The 16359-nt window shown below is 70.3% G+C and carries 14 protein-coding genes and 1 riboswitch; of the genes, 5 read left to right on the forward strand and 9 right to left on the reverse strand.

Going from position 1 to position 16359, the window contains the following annotated elements; genetic code table 11:
- Window positions 1-114 precede the first annotated feature (114 nt).
- The 6 genes from ACFZDJ_RS35765 to thrC form a co-directional block, all read right to left on the reverse strand.
- Entirely contained in the window at window positions 115-1683 is a 1569-nt protein-coding gene (locus ACFZDJ_RS35765; RefSeq protein ID WP_391065208.1) for a carboxylesterase family protein, read from the reverse strand.
- Between the two features lie 155 nt (window positions 1684-1838).
- Window positions 1839-2963: an NADH:flavin oxidoreductase gene (locus tag ACFZDJ_RS35770; RefSeq protein WP_391065211.1), complete on the reverse strand. Its 1125-nt coding sequence runs from the start codon at window positions 2961-2963 to the stop codon at window positions 1839-1841.
- Window positions 2964-3153: 190 nt separating this feature from the next.
- Complete coding sequence (gene groL, locus ACFZDJ_RS35775) at window positions 3154-4776, reverse strand: chaperonin GroEL (RefSeq protein ID WP_384914414.1); 1623 nt, start codon at window positions 4774-4776, stop codon at window positions 3154-3156.
- A gap of 406 nt (window positions 4777-5182) precedes the next feature.
- Complete coding sequence (locus ACFZDJ_RS35780; protein WP_019057200.1) at window positions 5183-5389, reverse strand: cold-shock protein; 207 nt, start codon at window positions 5387-5389, stop codon at window positions 5183-5185.
- A 460-nt stretch (window positions 5390-5849) separates the two neighbouring features.
- Window positions 5850-6125 (reverse strand): MoaD/ThiS family protein, encoded by a 276-nt coding sequence (locus tag ACFZDJ_RS35785; RefSeq protein ID WP_168492915.1) that lies wholly within the window; start codon window positions 6123-6125, stop codon window positions 5850-5852.
- 102 nt (window positions 6126-6227) lie between these two features.
- The gene (thrC, locus tag ACFZDJ_RS35790) at window positions 6228-7556 is read right to left on the reverse strand and encodes a threonine synthase (protein ID WP_390930661.1); all 1329 of its coding nucleotides are present in this window, start codon (window positions 7554-7556) and stop codon (window positions 6228-6230) included.
- A gap of 17 nt (window positions 7557-7573) precedes the next feature.
- Window positions 7574-7721, reverse strand: a riboswitch (SAM riboswitch).
- Window positions 7722-7900: 179 nt separating this feature from the next.
- Between thrC and ACFZDJ_RS35795 the strand changes: the two genes are divergently transcribed.
- Complete coding sequence (locus ACFZDJ_RS35795) at window positions 7901-8845, forward strand: glucosyl-3-phosphoglycerate synthase (protein WP_101404345.1); 945 nt, start codon at window positions 7901-7903, stop codon at window positions 8843-8845.
- 113 nt (window positions 8846-8958) lie between these two features.
- The gene (locus ACFZDJ_RS35800; RefSeq protein WP_391065214.1) at window positions 8959-10356 is read left to right on the forward strand and encodes a trehalose-6-phosphate synthase; all 1398 of its coding nucleotides are present in this window, start codon (window positions 8959-8961) and stop codon (window positions 10354-10356) included.
- 109 nt (window positions 10357-10465) lie between these two features.
- On the opposite strand, the gene otsB is transcribed toward ACFZDJ_RS35800, so the two are convergent.
- From otsB to ACFZDJ_RS35815, 3 genes are all read right to left on the reverse strand, one after another.
- A complete protein-coding gene (otsB, locus tag ACFZDJ_RS35805; protein WP_391065217.1) occupies window positions 10466-11341 on the reverse strand; it encodes a trehalose-phosphatase in 876 nt (291 codons plus the stop codon).
- Between the two features lie 94 nt (window positions 11342-11435).
- Window positions 11436-11663 carry a DUF3263 domain-containing protein gene (locus ACFZDJ_RS35810; RefSeq protein WP_101404342.1) on the reverse strand — a complete coding sequence of 76 codons (228 nt, stop codon included), beginning with the start codon at window positions 11661-11663 and terminating at the stop codon, window positions 11436-11438.
- 34 nt (window positions 11664-11697) lie between these two features.
- Window positions 11698-12915 (reverse strand): extracellular solute-binding protein, encoded by a 1218-nt coding sequence (locus ACFZDJ_RS35815; RefSeq protein ID WP_391065220.1) that lies wholly within the window; start codon window positions 12913-12915, stop codon window positions 11698-11700.
- 209 nt (window positions 12916-13124) lie between these two features.
- Between ACFZDJ_RS35815 and ACFZDJ_RS35820 the strand changes: the two genes are divergently transcribed.
- From ACFZDJ_RS35820 to ACFZDJ_RS35830, 3 genes are all read left to right on the forward strand, one after another.
- A complete protein-coding gene (locus ACFZDJ_RS35820) occupies window positions 13125-14081 on the forward strand; it encodes an ROK family protein (protein ID WP_391065223.1) in 957 nt (318 codons plus the stop codon).
- Complete coding sequence (gene nagA, locus ACFZDJ_RS35825) at window positions 14081-15226, forward strand: N-acetylglucosamine-6-phosphate deacetylase (RefSeq protein ID WP_391065226.1); 1146 nt, start codon at window positions 14081-14083, stop codon at window positions 15224-15226. Before ACFZDJ_RS35820 ends, nagA begins: the two co-directional genes overlap by 1 nt.
- Window positions 15227-15373: 147 nt before the next feature.
- Entirely contained in the window at window positions 15374-16303 is a 930-nt protein-coding gene (locus ACFZDJ_RS35830) for a hexose kinase (protein ID WP_391065229.1), read from the forward strand.
- Window positions 16304-16359 lie beyond the last annotated feature (56 nt).

Below are 16359 nucleotides of genomic sequence, written 5' to 3' on the forward strand. Positions count from 1 at the left end.
CTCACCAGAACAGACTTGAGCACACTCCAGCGGCAGCAGCTCCAGACCCCACCACGACCGTCGTCGAGCTCCCCGCCCCCGCGCACATCACCTTCGAACCGAGAAACTCAAGGACTACGCCGACTGACCGATCAGTGGCAACGCCCCGAAGTCATGGTGCTCCCAGAGCCGGCGCGAGGTCTCGTGCGGATACGCGGTGACGACCGACTCCGTGTCGAAGACCTGGGTCGGCCGCCGCTCGGTGTCGTACGCGGGCCAGCCCGGGTCTCCGGTCGTGGCGAACGCCGTCCAGGCCGCGCGGAAGCGGGACGACAGGGCCTCGGCCTCCGGGGACGACCCGACCCCCGCGAACAGCATCAGGCCGAGGTCGGCGGCGAAGGTTCCGAACAGCAGCGGTACGTCGAGGCCGTGACAGGCACCCAGCGCGCCTCCGTAGGCGGGCGCGGGCCAGGCCAGCTCGTAGACGTGCGCGCGGCCGCCGCCCGCGAGCTGCGCATCGGCCAGGCGCAACGAGGGCATACGGAACACCGCGTCGGAGTGCACCCACTCGTAGAGCTCCTCGGGAGAGGCGTCGGGGAAGGCGGCGCGGTAGGCCCGCTCACCGTCAGCCCCGGAGCCCGGCCCCGGTCCAGCTCCCGGTCCCGGTCCCGGTCCGAAGGTGCGCAGTGCCTCCGTCGCCTGCTCATCCGTGATCGTCCCGAGTTGGCCGCCCAGCGCGGCGAACAGCCGGTACTCGTTACGCGTGTGCCCCACGATCAGTTCCACGTCCCGTGCCGAGCCGGCCGCCAGCGCCTGCCAGGGGGCGGTCGGCAGTACCTCTCCGTCGACGACGGGCGAGAAGGCGGTCAGCGTGTGGGCGACCATGCCCCACCTGTCCTCGAAATCCCGCATCTTGGGCGCCAACGCCTCGCCCACGGCGGTCAGTCGGCGGGGATCCACCGAGGACAGGTCGGCGGCCGTCGGGCGCAGGCCCGCCTCGGTGGCGATGGCGGCGGCGATGTCACGGGCGAGGTCGTCGGAGAAGAAGGGGCCGGGCACGCTCTGCGCGATCGCCCGACCGAACAGCCCGGCCGCGCTCGGCATGGCCAGCAGCGAGGCGATTGACCCGGCGCCCGCGGACTCGCCGAAGACGGTGACCCGGCCGGGGTCACCGCCGAAGGCCGCGATGTTCTCCCGTACCCATTCCAGGGCCGCGACCTGGTCGAGCAGCCCCCGGTTGGCGGGGGCTCCGTCGATCCGGGCGAAACCCTCCACGCCGAGGCGGTAGTTGAGGGTGACGACGACCAGGTCCCCGTCGCGGGCGATACGGCGGGCGTCGTATCCGGGACTGCCGGAGTGGCCGAGCTTGTAGGCGCCGCCGTAGATCCAGACCATCACCGGACGGCGGGCGACCGGGTCCGGGTCGGGCGTCCAGACGTTGACGGTCAGCCAGTCGTCGCCCATGGGGGCGTCGATCACCCCGGTACGGCCCTGGAATCCCGACTCCTGCGGGGGCGGCGGCCCGAAGGCGAACGCGTCCCGGGTGCCGTCCCAGGCGGCCACCGGAAGCGGGGCGGCGAACCGCGCGTCCCCCACCGGCGGTTGGGCGAACGGAATACCCCGGAAGACCACCAGCCCGTCCTCCCGACGGCCACGCACCGCACCGGCATGGGTGCGCACCACGCTCGCTCCTGCTGACGTCACGACGGCTCCCTCGGTACGGGTGGAACGGAACGGGTCCTTGAGGGAACAGCGTGCTACGAAACAGCCAGGCGATCACCCCCCGGGGATGGGGAGGTGATCGCCTGGATGCGATTTCGGACAGGGTCGGGTCACGTCCGGTCCGACCGGCCCGAGGTTCAGCTGAGCGTGCTCAGCGCCTTCGGGTCGTACGACCCCAGCTCCTCGAGCCGTCCGTCCAGTACCTTCGCCGCCCACTCCGGGTCCTGGAGGAGGGCGCGGCCCACGGCGACGAGGTCGAACTCGTCGCGCTCCAGGCGGTCGAGGAGGTTGTCGAGGGAGGCCACCTTGGAGCTCTCGCCCATGAAGGCCTTGATGAAGTCGCCGTCGAGGCCGACCGAGCCGACGGTGATGGTGGGCTTGCCCGTGAGCTTCTTGGTCCAGCCCGCGAGGTTCAGGTCGGAACCGTCGAACTCGGGGAGCCAGTAGCGGCGGGTGGAGGCGTGGAAGGCGTCGACGCCGGCGGCGGCGAGCGGGGTCAGGATGGCCTCCAGCTCCTCCGGGGTCTCGGCGAGCCGGGCGTCGTAGTTGTCCGACTTCCACTGCGAGTAGCGGAAGAGGACGGGGAAGTCGGCCGAGACCGAGTCACGGACCGCGGCGACGATCTCCGCCGCGAACTTCGTACGGGCGACGGGGTCACCGCCGTACGCGTCCGTACGCCGGTTGGTGCCCGCCCACAGGAACTGGTCGAGCAGATAGCCGTGCGCGCCGTGCAGTTCGACGCCGTCGAAGCCGATGCGTTCGGCGGCGGCGGCGGCCTCGGCGAACGCGGCGATGACCTCGTCCAGGTCGGCCTGGGTCATGGCCTTGCCGGTGCCCTCGGTGCCGTCGAGACGGATGCCGGAGGGGCCGACCGCGGGGGCGTCGGCGTACGGCGGCCGTCCCGCCTTGCGCACCATGCCGATGTGCCACAGCTGCGGAACGATCGTGCCGCCCGCCGCGTGCACCGCGTCGGCGACCTTCGTCCAGCCCGCGAGCTGCTCCGTGCCGTGGAAGCGCGGGACGCGGTCGCTCTCGCCTGCCGAGTCGTGGCCGACGTACGTGCCCTCGGTGACGATGAGGCCCACGCCCGCGGCGGCGCGGCGGGCGTAGTACTCCGCCACGTCCTCACCGGGGACGCCGCCCGGGGAGAACTGCCGGGTCATCGGTGCCATCGCGATCCGGTTCGGGACGGTCAGGCCGTTCAGCGAGACGGGGCGGGACAGGATCTCGGCCGCGCGGGAGGCGGGGGCAGTCGTAGACACGTGTGGGGACTCCTCGGGTACCGGATGGTATGTGCGCATGCATCGATGGTGCGTCAACCACAACTCCCCGGCCGGTCGTGTCATTCCGGCCGCCCGGCACCTCGCCCTGTGACCCCGGACACGCCCGAGGGCGGCACCCCCTGTTTCCAGGGAGTACCGCCCTCGGCAGGAAAACCGATCCTCGCAGGGATCAGAAGTCCATGTCACCGCCCGGCATGCCGCCGCCGGCCGGCGCGGAGGCCTTCTCCGGCTTGTCGGCGATGACGGCCTCGGTGGTCAGGAACAGCGCGGCGATGGAGGCGGCGTTCTGCAGAGCAGAGCGGGTCACCTTCGCCGGGTCGATGATGCCCTCGGCGATCATGTCGACGTACTCACCGGTCGCGGCGTTCAGGCCGTGGCCGACGGGCAGGTTGCGCACCTTCTCGACGATGACGCCACCCTCGAGACCACCGTTGACGGCGATCTGCTTGAGCGGGGCCTCCAGGGCGAGTCGCACGGCGTTGGCGCCGGTCGCCTCGTCACCCGAGAGCTCAAGCTTCTCGAAGACCGAGGAGGCCTGGATGAGGGCCACGCCACCACCGGCGACGATGCCCTCCTCGACGGCCGCCTTCGCGTTGCGAACGGCGTCCTCGATGCGGTGCTTGCGCTCCTTGAGCTCGACCTCGGTGGCGGCACCGGCCTTGATGACGGCCACGCCGCCGGCCAGCTTCGCCAGGCGCTCCTGGAGCTTCTCGCGGTCGTAGTCCGAGTCGGAGTTCTCGATCTCGGCACGGATCTGGTTGACCCGTCCCTGGACCTGGTCGGCGGAGCCGGAGCCGTCCACGATCGTGGTCTCGTCCTTGGTGATGACGACCTTGCGGGCACGGCCCAGCAGGTCCAGACCCGCGTTCTCCAGCTTGAGGCCGACCTCCTCGGAGATGACCTCGCCGCCCGTGAGGATGGCGATGTCGCCGAGCATGGCCTTGCGGCGGTCACCGAAGCCCGGAGCCTTGACGGCGACGGACTTGAAGGTGCCACGGATCTTGTTGACGACCAGGGTCGACAGGGCCTCGCCCTCGACGTCCTCGGCGATGATCAGCAGCGGCTTGCCGGACTGCATGACCTTCTCGAGGAGCGGCAGCAGGTCCTTGACGTTGCTGATCTTCGAGTTGGCGATCAGGATGTACGGGTCGTCGAGGACGGCCTCCATACGCTCCATGTCGGTGGCGAAGTACGCCGAGATGTAGCCCTTGTCGAAGCGCATACCCTCGGTGAGCTCAAGCTCCAGACCGAAGGTCTGGGACTCCTCGACGGTGATGACGCCTTCCTTGCCGACCTTGTCCATCGCCTCGGCGATGAGCTCGCCGATCTGGGTGTCGGCGGCGGAGATGGAGGCCGTGGAAGCGATCTGCTCCTTGGTCTCGACATCCTTGGCCTGCTCAAGGAGGGCACCGGAGACGGCCTCGACGGCCTTCTCGATACCGCGCTTGAGAGCCATCGGGTTGGCGCCGGCCGCCACGTTGCGCAGGCCCTCGCGGACGAGCGCCTGGGCGAGAACGGTCGCGGTGGTCGTACCGTCACCGGCGACGTCGTCCGTCTTCTTGGCGACTTCCTTGACCAGCTCGGCGCCGATCTTCTCGTACGGGTCCTCGAGCTCGATCTCCTTGGCGATGGAAACACCATCGTTGGTGATCGTGGGGGCGCCCCACTTCTTCTCGAGGACGACGTTGCGGCCCTTGGGGCCAAGGGTGACCTTGACGGCGTCGGCGAGCTGGTTCATCCCGCGCTCGAGACCGCGCCGTGCCTCCTCGTCGAACGCGATGATCTTGGCCATGTGAAGTGGTCCTCCCGGACTGGGGTGGATTGCTCCGGACCGCGCTGGCGCCCGCGACGGACGGCCTGCCTGCCCCGTGGTTCCTTGCACCACCTGGCCTGCGGGCCTCGCCGACCCGGTCCTTCGTTATCACTCTCACCTTCAGAGTGCTAACGCCAATGATTAGCACTCGCCCCTGCCGAGTGCAAGCTCCTCCCCTTGATCCGCAGGTGAGAAGGGGCGCGCAACCCGCGCGTCGCGCCGGTGCGCGAGCGGGCCCGCACCGACGGAGCAGACAGCCACCCCGACGGTGCAGACGGCCACCCCGATGGACAGACAGCCACATCTGCGGACAGACAGACCGAAGGGCTCGCACCCCATGGGATACGAGCCCTTCGTCACGTCGAACAGTCAGTCGGCGCGTGCTTCAGCTGGTCGCGAGCCGGACCATGTCCGCCTGCGGCCCTTTCTGGCCCTGCGAGATCTCGAAATCGACCCGCTGACCCTCTTCCAGGGTGCGGTAGCCGTCCATCTGAATCGCGCTGTAGTGGACGAATACATCCGCACCACCGTCGACCGCGATGAAGCCGTACCCCTTCTCCGCGTTGAACCACTTGACGGTGCCCTGAGCCATGCCTAACTCCCCTATTACTGGCCCTTGCACAGGACCGCACTTCGCGGACCCGGGTCAGACCTCACCCCCCAACGGTTGGGGGTGTGCGCCGGAACGCGTCGACCGCGGCTGAATGTATCTGTCCAACTGCCGTCTGCAACAGGTCAATCGGACGAGAATTCCGGGCATGACCGATCGGGAATATACGGAGAATTTGCGAAGATTCAGGGCAAGTCGGGCCCCATAAATGCCATATAAGGCTCAAAAGTGCGGGACACTTTGGCTACTTCTTGCCGGACTTCGGGCGCGAACTCATATGCGCCCGGCATGCAAAGTGGAGCGGCTTCCCCAACTGTACCGCGCTCAACCATGCAGAATTGCCCCCTCCGCTTCTCTCGCGGAGGGGGCAATTCGATGAACTCTCGGTAATTGGCATTACCAAGGGTAACAATCTCACCCTGAGTAACGGCCCACGAGGTGGTCAGCCGCCGGCGACGGCGGGAATGATCGAGACGCCCGCGCCGTCCGGCGTCGCCGTCTCCAGGCCCTGCTCGAAGCGGACGTCGTCGTCGTTCACGTAGACGTTGACGAACCGGCGCAGCTTGCCCTGGTCGTCGAGAACGCGGGCGGAGATACCGGCGTGGTTCTTCTCCAGATCGGCGATGACCTCGCCGAGGGTCCCGCCCTCGGCCGTCACCTCGGCCTGACCACCGGTGTAGGTGCGCAGGATGGTGGGGATGCGGACGTTGACGCTCATTCCTTGTGACCTCCGGTCAGGTAGCGCCCCAAAGGGGCGCGGGGAACTGCGCGACCGGCCCCCACCGGCCCGCAGCGAACAAACAACCCTGCGAGCCAAGCCCTAAGCGAGCCCGGCCTCTCGGAAAGAGTCCAGGTTGGGACGAATGGTCGCCGTCAGCCCCGTACCGGCCACCGCATCCAGCGTCTTCAGACCATCACCGGTGTTCAGAACGACGGTGGTCAGCGTCGGGTCCAGCAGCCCGTTCTCGATCAGCTTCTTCGTCACGCCCACCGTCACACCACCGGCGGTCTCCGCGAAGATGCCCTCCGTGCGCGCGAGCAGCTTGATCGCGTCCACGATCTGCTCGTCGTTCACGTCCTCCACGGCCCCACCCGTGCGCCGCGCGATGTCCAGCACGTACGGCCCGTCCGCCGGGTTGCCGATCGCCAGCGACTTGGCGATGGTGTTCGGCTTCTGGGGCCGTACGACGTCGTGGCCGGCCTTGTAGGCGACGGACACCGGCGAGCAGCCCTCGGCCTGGGCGCCGAAGATCTTGTACGGCTTGTCCTCGACCAGTCCGAGCTTGATCAGCTCCTGAAGACCCTTGTCGATCTTCGTGAGCTGGGAGCCCGAGGCGATGGGCACCACGAGCTGGTCGGGGAGCTTCCACCCCAGCTGCTCGCAGATCTCGTACGCCAGGGTCTTGGAGCCCTCCGCGTAGTACGGCCGCAGGTTGACGTTGACGAAGCCCCAGCCCTCGCCGGCCGGGTCGCCGATCAGCTCGGAGCAGAAGCGGTTCACGTCGTCGTAGTTGCCCTCGATGCCGACGAGCTCGCCGCCGTAGATCGCGGCCATGACGACCTTGCCCTGCTCCAGGTCGTGCGGGATGAACACGCAGGAGCGGAAGCCGGCGCGGGCGGCGGCGGCACCCACGGCGCCGGCGAGGTTGCCGGTGGAGGAGCAGGAGAGGGTGGTGAAGCCGAACGCGCGGGCGGCCTCGATGGCCTGCGCCACGACGCGGTCCTTGAAGGAGTGCGTCGGGTTGCCGGAGTCGTCCTTGACGAAGAGCTTGCCGGCCTCGACACCCAGCTCGCGGGCGAGGTTGTCGGCCTTGACGAGCTTGGTCCAGCCGGGGTTGATGTTCGGCTTGTCGGCGACGTCGGCCGGGACGGGCAGCAGCGGCGCGTAGCGCCAGATGTTCGCGGGGCCCGCTTCGATGCGCGCCCGGAGCTCTTCGGTTTCGTAGGCCGAGAAGTCGTACGCGATCTCCAGCGGGCCGAAACACTCCTCGCAGGCGAAGACCGGGCCGAGCGGCACGCGGTGCCCGCACTCGCGGCAGGAAAGCGCGGCGGCGGGTCCGAGATCCACACCGACTACGGTGGTGGTGTCGCCCGCGACAGGGTTCGTGGTGCTTGCAACAGTCGAACGTGCAACAGTCTGCGCAGCCATGGAGGCGAGGCCCTTTCTCCTCATCTTCCTCACGACGCACTTCGCCGTGAGACGGATTTGGCACCTTCCCTAGCCGGGAGCCTCGCCACATCAATGTGACAGGAACCAGCTGGAGGGTTGCCGGGGCTTCATCGGGCCGTATCCCTCTGCCCCTCTGGATGAGCGGTATTCGGTTGTGTCGTGCGGGTGGTGCGGTGGTCCGCAAATGATCTACGACATGCGATGGTCATCCGCGTTGTTCAAGACTGTAACCGAAGGCCAGGACAGTTGAGATAGTCGTCCGAACCGCGAGATGGATCACACCGTGAGACACCGGGTGATCAGACAGTGAGGAGCCGCAGACTGTGCTGAAGGAAACTGAGCGCTGGCTGAGCAATCGCTCCTGGTCCGTGACCGATCGCCCGCTCCACAGACTCATGTCCGCCAAACGGGCCACGGGCTCCTCGGTGAGCGTCGTCCTGCCGGCGCTGAACGAGGAGGAGACGGTCGGCGAGATCGTCGCCATCATCCGCCACGACCTGATGCAGCAGGTGCCCCTCGTCGACGAGATCGTCGTCATCGACTCGGGCTCGACCGACCGCACCTCGGAGGTGGCCGCCGCGGCGGGCGCGCGCGTGGTGCACCGGGACGAGATCCTGCCGCGCATCCCGACCGTGCCCGGCAAGGGCGAGGTGCTGTGGCGTTCCCTCCTCGTGACGAGCGGGGACATCATCTGTTTCATCGACGCGGATCTGAAGGAGTTCTCCTCGGACTTCGTCTCCGGGATCGTGGGGCCGCTGCTCACCGAGCCCGGTGTGGACCTCGTCAAGGCGATGTACGACCGTCCGCTCGGCGGTGCGGCGGGGCAGGGCGGCCGGGTCACTGAACTCATGGCCCGCCCCCTCCTCAACATGCACTGGCCGCAGCTGGCCGGCTTCGTGCAGCCGCTCGGCGGGGAGTACGCGGCCCGCCGCTCGCTGCTCGAACAGCTCCCCTTCCCCGTCGGGTACGGGATCGAGCTGGGCATGCTGGTCGACGCCCTGCATCTGGTGGGCCTGGACGCGCTGGCCCAGGTCGACGTGGGCGTGCGCAAGCACCGCCACCAGGACGGGCAGGCGCTGGGGCGGATGTCCGCCGCGATCTACCGCACGGCCCAGCTCCGGCTGGCCCGCGGCCACCTGATCCGCCCGGCCCTCACCCAGTTCGAACGGAGCAGGGACGGTTTCGAGCCGCGGACGTACTCGGTGGACACGGAGGAACGTCCGCCGATGGTCGAAATCTCCGAATACCAGAAACGAAGGGCGGCGTAGCAGCGCCTCGTCAGGGGCACGGGGAACTGCGCGACGAGCCCCCACCGGCCCGCGGACGGCATACGGCTGAAGGGAACGTTTGAGCGTTTCGACGCCGGGCTAGGTTTCGATGCATGGCTTCCCCCGCTTCAACGCAAGGCGCCCACAACATCCTCGTCGCATCCAACCGCGGCCCGGTCACCTACGAGGTCCGGGAGGACGGCTCGCTGCGCGCCAGGCGCGGTGGCGGCGGGCTGGTCTCGGGCCTCTCCGCGATCGGGCCGGACGCGGGGGCCCTGTGGGTGTGTTCGGCGCTCGGCGACGGCGACCGCGAGGCGGTCCGGCGCGGGGTCGCCGAGGACGGCGTACGGATGCTGGACATCGCCGCCGACGTGCACGCGGACGCGTACAACGGCATCGCGAACTCCGTGCTGTGGTTCGTCCACCACATGCTGTACCAGACCCCGCTGGAGCCGGTCTTCGACGCGGAGTTCCGGCGCCAGTGGGCGTCGTACGAGGCGTACAACCGCGCGTTCGCCGAAGCTCTGGCCGCGGAGGCGGCGCAGGGTGCGGTGGTGATCGTCCAGGACTACCACCTGGCCCTCGTCCCCGGGATGCTGCGCGAGCTCCGCCCCGACCTGCGGATCGGCCACTTCTCGCACACCCCCTGGGCGCCGGTCGACTACTTCCGGATGCTGCCGGACGACATCGCCGAACAGGTGCTGCGCGGCATGCTCGGCGCGGACCGGCTCGGCTTCCTCACCCAGCGCTGGGCGGACGCGTTCACCGCCTGCTGCGACGCGCTCGTCGGCGGGCTCGGCGACACCCGGATCGGTGTGCACGGGCTCGGCGCGGACGCGGACTTCCTGCGCAGGCGCTCGCACGAGGCGGACGTCGCGGACCGCATGGCCGCGCTGCGCGAGCAGATCGGCGAGGGCCGCAGGACGATCGTGCGGGTCGACCGGACCGAGCTGTCGAAGAACATCGTGCGGGGCCTGCTGGCGTACCGGCAGCTGTTGGAGGACCACCCGGAGTGGCGCGAGCGCGTCGTCCACGTGGCCTTCGCCTACCCCTCCCGCCAGGACCTGGCCGTCTACCGCGACTACACGGCCGAGGTGCAGCGCGTGGCGACCGAGATCAACGCCCGCTACGGCACACCGGGATGGACCCCGGTCGTCCTCCACGTCAAGGACGACTTCGCCCGCTCCCTGGCCGCGTACCGGCTCGCCGACGTCGCCCTCGTCAACCCCATCCGCGACGGCATGAACCTCGTCGCCAAGGAGGTACCGGTCGTCTCCGACGAGGGATGCGTGCTGGTGCTCTCACGGGAGGCGGGGGCGTACGAGGAGCTGGGCGAGGACGCGGTGGTGGTGAACCCGTACGACGTGGTCGGCACCGCGCGGGCGCTGGACGCGGCGCTGACCATGCCGGTGGGGGAACGGGCGGAACGTACGAAGCGGTTGGCTGCCGCCGGGACGGCGTTGCCCCCGGCGCAGTGGTTTCTCGAGCAGTTGCGGGAGTTGGAGGGCTGAGTCGGGAGTCTGTCGGCTGCGGGTGCGTTGTGGCTGGTCGCACCCACGCGGCGGAGCCGCGTATGTCACAGCCTCGCGCCCCTGACGGGGCGCTGTAGTCGGCCGGGGATCAACGCTCCAGGCGAGTCGCCAATGCCTTGAGCAGGCCTACGACTCCCGCCGGGCCGTCGACCACAAGATCCGCCCGTTCGGCCAGTTCGGTGACTTCCGCGCTGCCGCTGCACACCAGCAGGCCCGGGACACCGTCCGAGCGGAGTTTGTCGACGGCGGCGAAGGCGGGGAGGTCGCCCAGGTCGTCGCCGGCGTACATGACGGCTTCGGCGCGGACCTCGCGGACGTACTCCAGGAGGGCGACGCCCTTGTCCATGCCCGGGGGACGGAGTTCGAGGACCATCCGACCGGGTTCGACGATCAGGCCGTGGCGGGTGGCGAGGTCGGTGAGGGGTTCGCGCAGTGCCTCGAACGCGGCCTGGGGGTCCTCGGCGCGGCGGGTGTGGACGGCGACCGCGCGGCCCTTCTCCTCGATCCAGGTGCCGTGCCAGGCGCCGATCCTGTCGAGGACCCCGGGCAGCTCGGCACGGACGGCGGCGACGCCGGGGTGCGGGGCGGGGGCGTTGACGGTTCCGGTGCGGGCGTCCCAGCGTTCGGCGCCGTAGTGGCCGAGGACGACGAGGTGGTCGAGGCCCGGGACGCCCGCGAAGCCGCCGTGGCGGACCGCTACGCCGGCCGGGCGGCCGGTGACCACGGCCACGGAGGCGACCTTCGGGGCGAGGGCCGCGAGGGCGGGGACCGCGTCGGGGTGAGCGCGGGCCTGCTCCGGGTCGGCGACGATGGGGGCGAGTGTTCCGTCGAAGTCGAGCGCGATGACGGCCCGGTCGGGCCGGGTGAGGATGGCGTCGAGGCCGTCGCGTCCGGCGGGGGTCACGGGGGTCGGCAAGGGTTCCGTGACGTCCGGGGATTCCGGGATTTCCGAGTGGCTGCCCATGCTCCGACCCTATCCGCGCACCCCCGGGCGCACCCACGGCTCACCGAGTCACAGTCCTCGAACGCCGGACGGCCACCCCCGGCCGGTGCCGCTGTCAGCGGTCCGCGCGGCGGCTGTCCCGGATGCGGCGGAGGCGGTTCACCGTGATCGGGTCGTGGGCGAGGGCGCGGGGGTCGTCGAGGAGGGCGTTGAGGAGTTGGTAGTAGCGGACGGGGGCGAGGCCGAGTTGCTCGCGTATCGCTCGTTCCTTCGCGCCGGGTCCCGCGAAGGAACGGCGCTCCATGGCGAGGATCCCCCGCTCCCTCCCGCTCAGTTCGTCCATGACCGCACCGTAGCGCCCGCCACCGACAGCGGGGCTACCCCGCGGAGTCCCTCGTGGTCGCCCTCTGCTGGAGCGAGGCGAGGGTCCCGGCCGGGCTGCCGTCCGGGGAGACCGCCTTGCCGATCTGCTGCTTGATGTCGGCGCTGACGGCGGCCCAGGACGTCTTGCCGACCGGATAGAGCTGGGAGGAGGGGAGCTCGTTCAGGAACGGGGTGAGGTCCGCGTCGTCGCTGTCCGCCGCCATCGCCTCGGACGCGGACGTCGTGACCGGCAGCAGGTCGTACTCGTGCGAGAAGGCGAGCACGTTCTTCTCGCTGTAGACGTAGTCGAGGAACGTACCGATCTGATCCCGGTGGCCGTTCTTCTTGAAGGCCATCATCCAGTCGGCGACACCCATCGTGGCCCGGCTCTTCCCGCTGACGCCGGGCATCGGCACCATCCCGAACTTCACGCCCTTGTCGGCGGCCATCTTCATCAGCGTGGGGTGCCCGTTGAGCATCCCGACCTCGCCGCGCGCGAACGCCGCGAAGGCGTCCGCGCGATTGAGCTTCGCGGGCGCTACCGGTCCGGTCAACCCCTTGCCGACCAGGTCGTCCTTGAGCCAGGTCAGGGTGGCGACGTTCTGGGCGGAGTCGAGGCTGTAGGTGCCGACGTCGTCGGTGTAGCCGTCGCCGCCGCTCAGCAGCCACTGCATGGTCTCGGCCTGCGCCTCCTCGGGACCGAGGGGCAGCGCGTACGGGATCTTCACACCCCGGGCCTTCAGCGCCTGCGCGTCGGCGGCCAGTTCGCTCCAGGTCGTCGGCGCGCTGAGACCCGCGGCGGAGAACAGCTTCTTGTTGTAGAAGAGCAGCCGGGTGGAGGCGGCGAACGGCATGCCGTACTGCACCCGGTTCATCTTCCCCGCATCGGTGAGCTGCGCGACGAAGTCGGCCTGGACAGGTATGGAGAGCACCTCTTCGGCCTTGTACAGCTCGCCCTTGTCGGCGTAGTCGGCGTACGCGCCGATCTGCGCCATGTCGGGGGCGTCGCCCCGCGCGACCATCTCCTTGACCTCGCGGTCGACGTCCGTCCACGGGTAGACGCTGACCTCGACCTTGGTCCCGGGGTGGTCGGCCTCGTACGCCTTGACGAGCGTGTCCCAGTACTTCTGGGAGCTGTTGGCCTTGGAGTCCCCGTAGTCGGCGGCCACGAGTCTGAGGGTCACGTCCCCGGAACCGGCCGAGCCGCCGCAGCCCGCGAGGGTCGCCGTCATACCCAGCGCGGACGCCGCCGCGATCAGTACTGTCCTACGTCCTGTCCTACGCCGCTGCACCGCACTTCTCCCAACCCCCGGCCGCCCCTGTCCAGAGGCTGTCCGTCTTTGCTTCTGCGTCCGTTGCATCCGTCTCGGAATGCGGATACAAGGTCTACACCACGCGAGTGGACTAGACCTCTCCTGGGGTAAGGGGCGACACTGTCCCCGTGAGACATGTCATCGCCCTCGATGTGGGCGGCACCGGGATGAAGGCCGCCCTGGTCGGGTCGGAGGGCGAGCTCCTCCACCAGGCCCGCCGCGCCACCGGCCGCGAGCGCGGTCCGGACGCCGTGGTCGACGCGATCCTCGACTTCGCGGCCGAGCTGCGCGCGTACGGCGAGCACCACCTCGGCGAGCCGGCGGCAGCGGCCGGAGTCGCCGTCCCCGGCATCGTCGACGCCGACCGGGGCGTGGCGGTGTACTCGGCCAACCTGGGCTGGCGCGACGTCCCGATGCGCCGGCTGCTCGGCGACCGGCTGGGCGGGGTGCCGGTGGCGCTCGGACACGACGTGCGCACCGGCGGGCTCGCGGAGGGCCGGATCGGCGCGGGGCAGGGGGCCGACCGTTTCCTGTTCGTCCCCCTCGGTACCGGCATCGCGGGCGCGATCGGCATCGACGGCGGCGTCGAGGCGGGCGCGCACGGTTTCGCGGGCGAGATCGGCCATGTCGTCGTACGCCCCGGCGGGACCCCGTGTCCGTGCGGGCAGCACGGCTGTCTGGAGCGGTACGCGTCCGCCGCCGCCGTCAGCCAGGCCTGGGCCGAGGCCTGCGGGGACCCGGAGGCTGACGCCGCAGACTGCGCGAAGGCCGTCGAGTCCGGGGACGCGCGGGCGCGCGAGGTCTGGCAGGACGCCATCGACGCGCTCGCCGACGGGCTCGTCACCGCGCTCACCCTGCTGGACCCGCGCACTCTGATCATCGGTGGCGGTCTCGCCGAGGCCGGGGAAACCTTGTTCACACCGCTACGGGCCGCCGTCGAGCGGCGCGTCACCTTCCAGAAACTGCCGTCCCTCGTCCCCGCGGCCCTCGGGGACACGGCCGGCTGCCTGGGCGCGGGCCTGCTGGCCTGGGACCTGCTGAATCAGCCGACCACTTCCCAACCGACTTCGGAGGTATCCACCTGATGGCCCCTAGAACGGTTCTCGCCGGTGCCAGGGTGGTACTGCCCACCGGAGTCGTCGACGACGGTCGTGTGATCGTCGACGGCACACGCATCGCCGGCAGCGCGCCCTCGTCGGCGCGGACACTGGACCTGTCGGGCCACTGGCTCGTCCCCGGCTTCGTGGACCTCCACAACCACGGCGGCGGCGGCGCCTCCTTCACCTCCGGGACCGTCGAGGAGGTCCTGCGGGGCGTCCACACCCACCGGCTGCACGGCACCACCACCCTCGTCGCCTCGACCGTGACCGGCGACATGGACGGCCTCGCCCAGCGCGCCGGGCTGCTCTCCGAGCTGGCCGAGCAGGGCGACATCGCGGGCATCCACTTCGAGGGCCCGTTCATCTCGCCGTGCCGCAAGGGCGCGCACTCCGAGGACCTGCTGCGCGACCCGGACCCGGCCGAGGTCCGCAAGCTGATCGACGCGGCACGCGGCCGGGCCAGCATGGTCACCCTCGCCACCGAACTGCCGGGCGGCATCGACTCCGTACGCCTGCTGGCCGAGCACGGGGTGATCGCGGCGATCGGGCACACGGACGCGACGTACGAGCAGACGGTGGAGGCCATCGACGCGGGCGCGACCGTCGCCACGCACCTGTTCAACGCCATGCCCGCGCTCGGACACCGCACGCCCGGCCCCATCGCCGCCCTCCTGGAGGACGAGCGGATCACCGTCGAGCTGATCAACGACGGCACCCACCTCCACCCCGCCGCGCTCCAGCTGGCGTTCCATCACGCGGGCGCGGACCGGGTGGCGTTCATCACGGACGCCATGGACGCGGCGGGCTTCGGCGACGGCCGCTATCGGCTCGGCCCGCTGGAGGTCGAGGTCAGCGAAGGGGTCGCCCGGCTGGTGGAGGGCGGCTCGATCGCGGGCTCCACGCTCACCCTCGACCGCGCCTTCCAGCGGGCGGTGACCGTCGACCGGCTGCCGGTCGAGGACATCGTCGCGGCCCTGTCCGCCAACCCGGCCCGCCTGCTCGGCCTGTACGACACGGTGGGCTCGCTGGAACCGGGCAAGGACGCCGACCTGGTGGTCCTGGACGCGGAGTTCACCCTCAAGGGCGTGATGCGCCGGGGCGAATGGGTGGTTGACCCACAACTGGGCTGATTCGCCCTCCGGTTGGAGCGCGATGTGACGTACGGCGGTCGTCCCGGGACTGGGCCGACCGCCGTTGTCTTTGGCATGATCGAGCCTCCGGATTCTCCGGAACTCGAAACTGTCGGCCAGCGCATTCATCGAGGGAGGTCGGTTCGGATGATCCTCACGGTCACACTGAACACCGCTCTCGACATCACCTACCGCGTACGGTCCCTGCGCCCGCACACCGCGCACCAGGTGACCGAGGTGACCGAACGCCCCGGCGGCAAGGGCCTGAACGTGGCCCGGGTGCTGGCCGCCCTCGGCCACGACGTGACGGTCACGGGTTTCACGGGCGGCGCGACGGGCCGCGCCCTGCGGGACCAACTCACGGACACCCCCGGGGTGGTGGACGCGCTGATCCCGGTCGAGGGGCCGACGCGCCGCACGATAGCCGTGGTCGACACGACGACGGGTGACACCACTCAACTCAACGAACCAGGACCGGAGATCACCCCCGCCGAGTGGGCGGCCTTCCAGGAGGCCTACGAGGTGCTGCTGCGCTCCGCATCGGCGGTGGCCCTGTGCGGCAGCCTGCCGCCGGGGGTGCCGGTGGGCGCGTACGCGGGGCTGATCCGCGCGGCCCGTGCGGCGGCCGTCCCGGTCCTCCTGGACACCAGCGGCGAACCCCTGCGCCGGGGCGTCGCCGCGCGTCCCGACATCGTCAAGCCGAACGCCGACGAGCTGGCCGAACTCACCGGCTCCCACGAGCCGTTGCAGGCGACCCGGGACGCCCGCAGACGCGGCGCGCACGCCGTCGTGGCCTCACTGGGCGCCCAGGGCCTGCTGGCCCACACTCCGGACGGCCTCTGGCGCGCCACCCCACCACGCCGCGTCCACGGCAACCCGACCGGCGCGGGCGACTCGGCGGTCGCGGGCCTGCTGTCGGGACTGGTGGAGCACCTGCCATGGCCGGAGCGCCTCGCCCGGGCCGTCGCCCTGTCCGCGGCGACCGTACTGGCGCCGGTGGCGGGCGAGTTCGACCACCTGGCGTACGCGACCCTGCTCGACCAGATCGCGGTGACGGGGGACGCGACGGCGGCGTGACGCCACGGCGTGGGAACCGTAGAAGCGTCCGTGCCCGCCTCATGAGGCGGGCACGG

Source organism: Streptomyces sp. NPDC007896 (assembly GCF_042959425.1).
GTDB lineage: Bacteria > Actinomycetota > Actinomycetes > Streptomycetales > Streptomycetaceae > Streptomyces.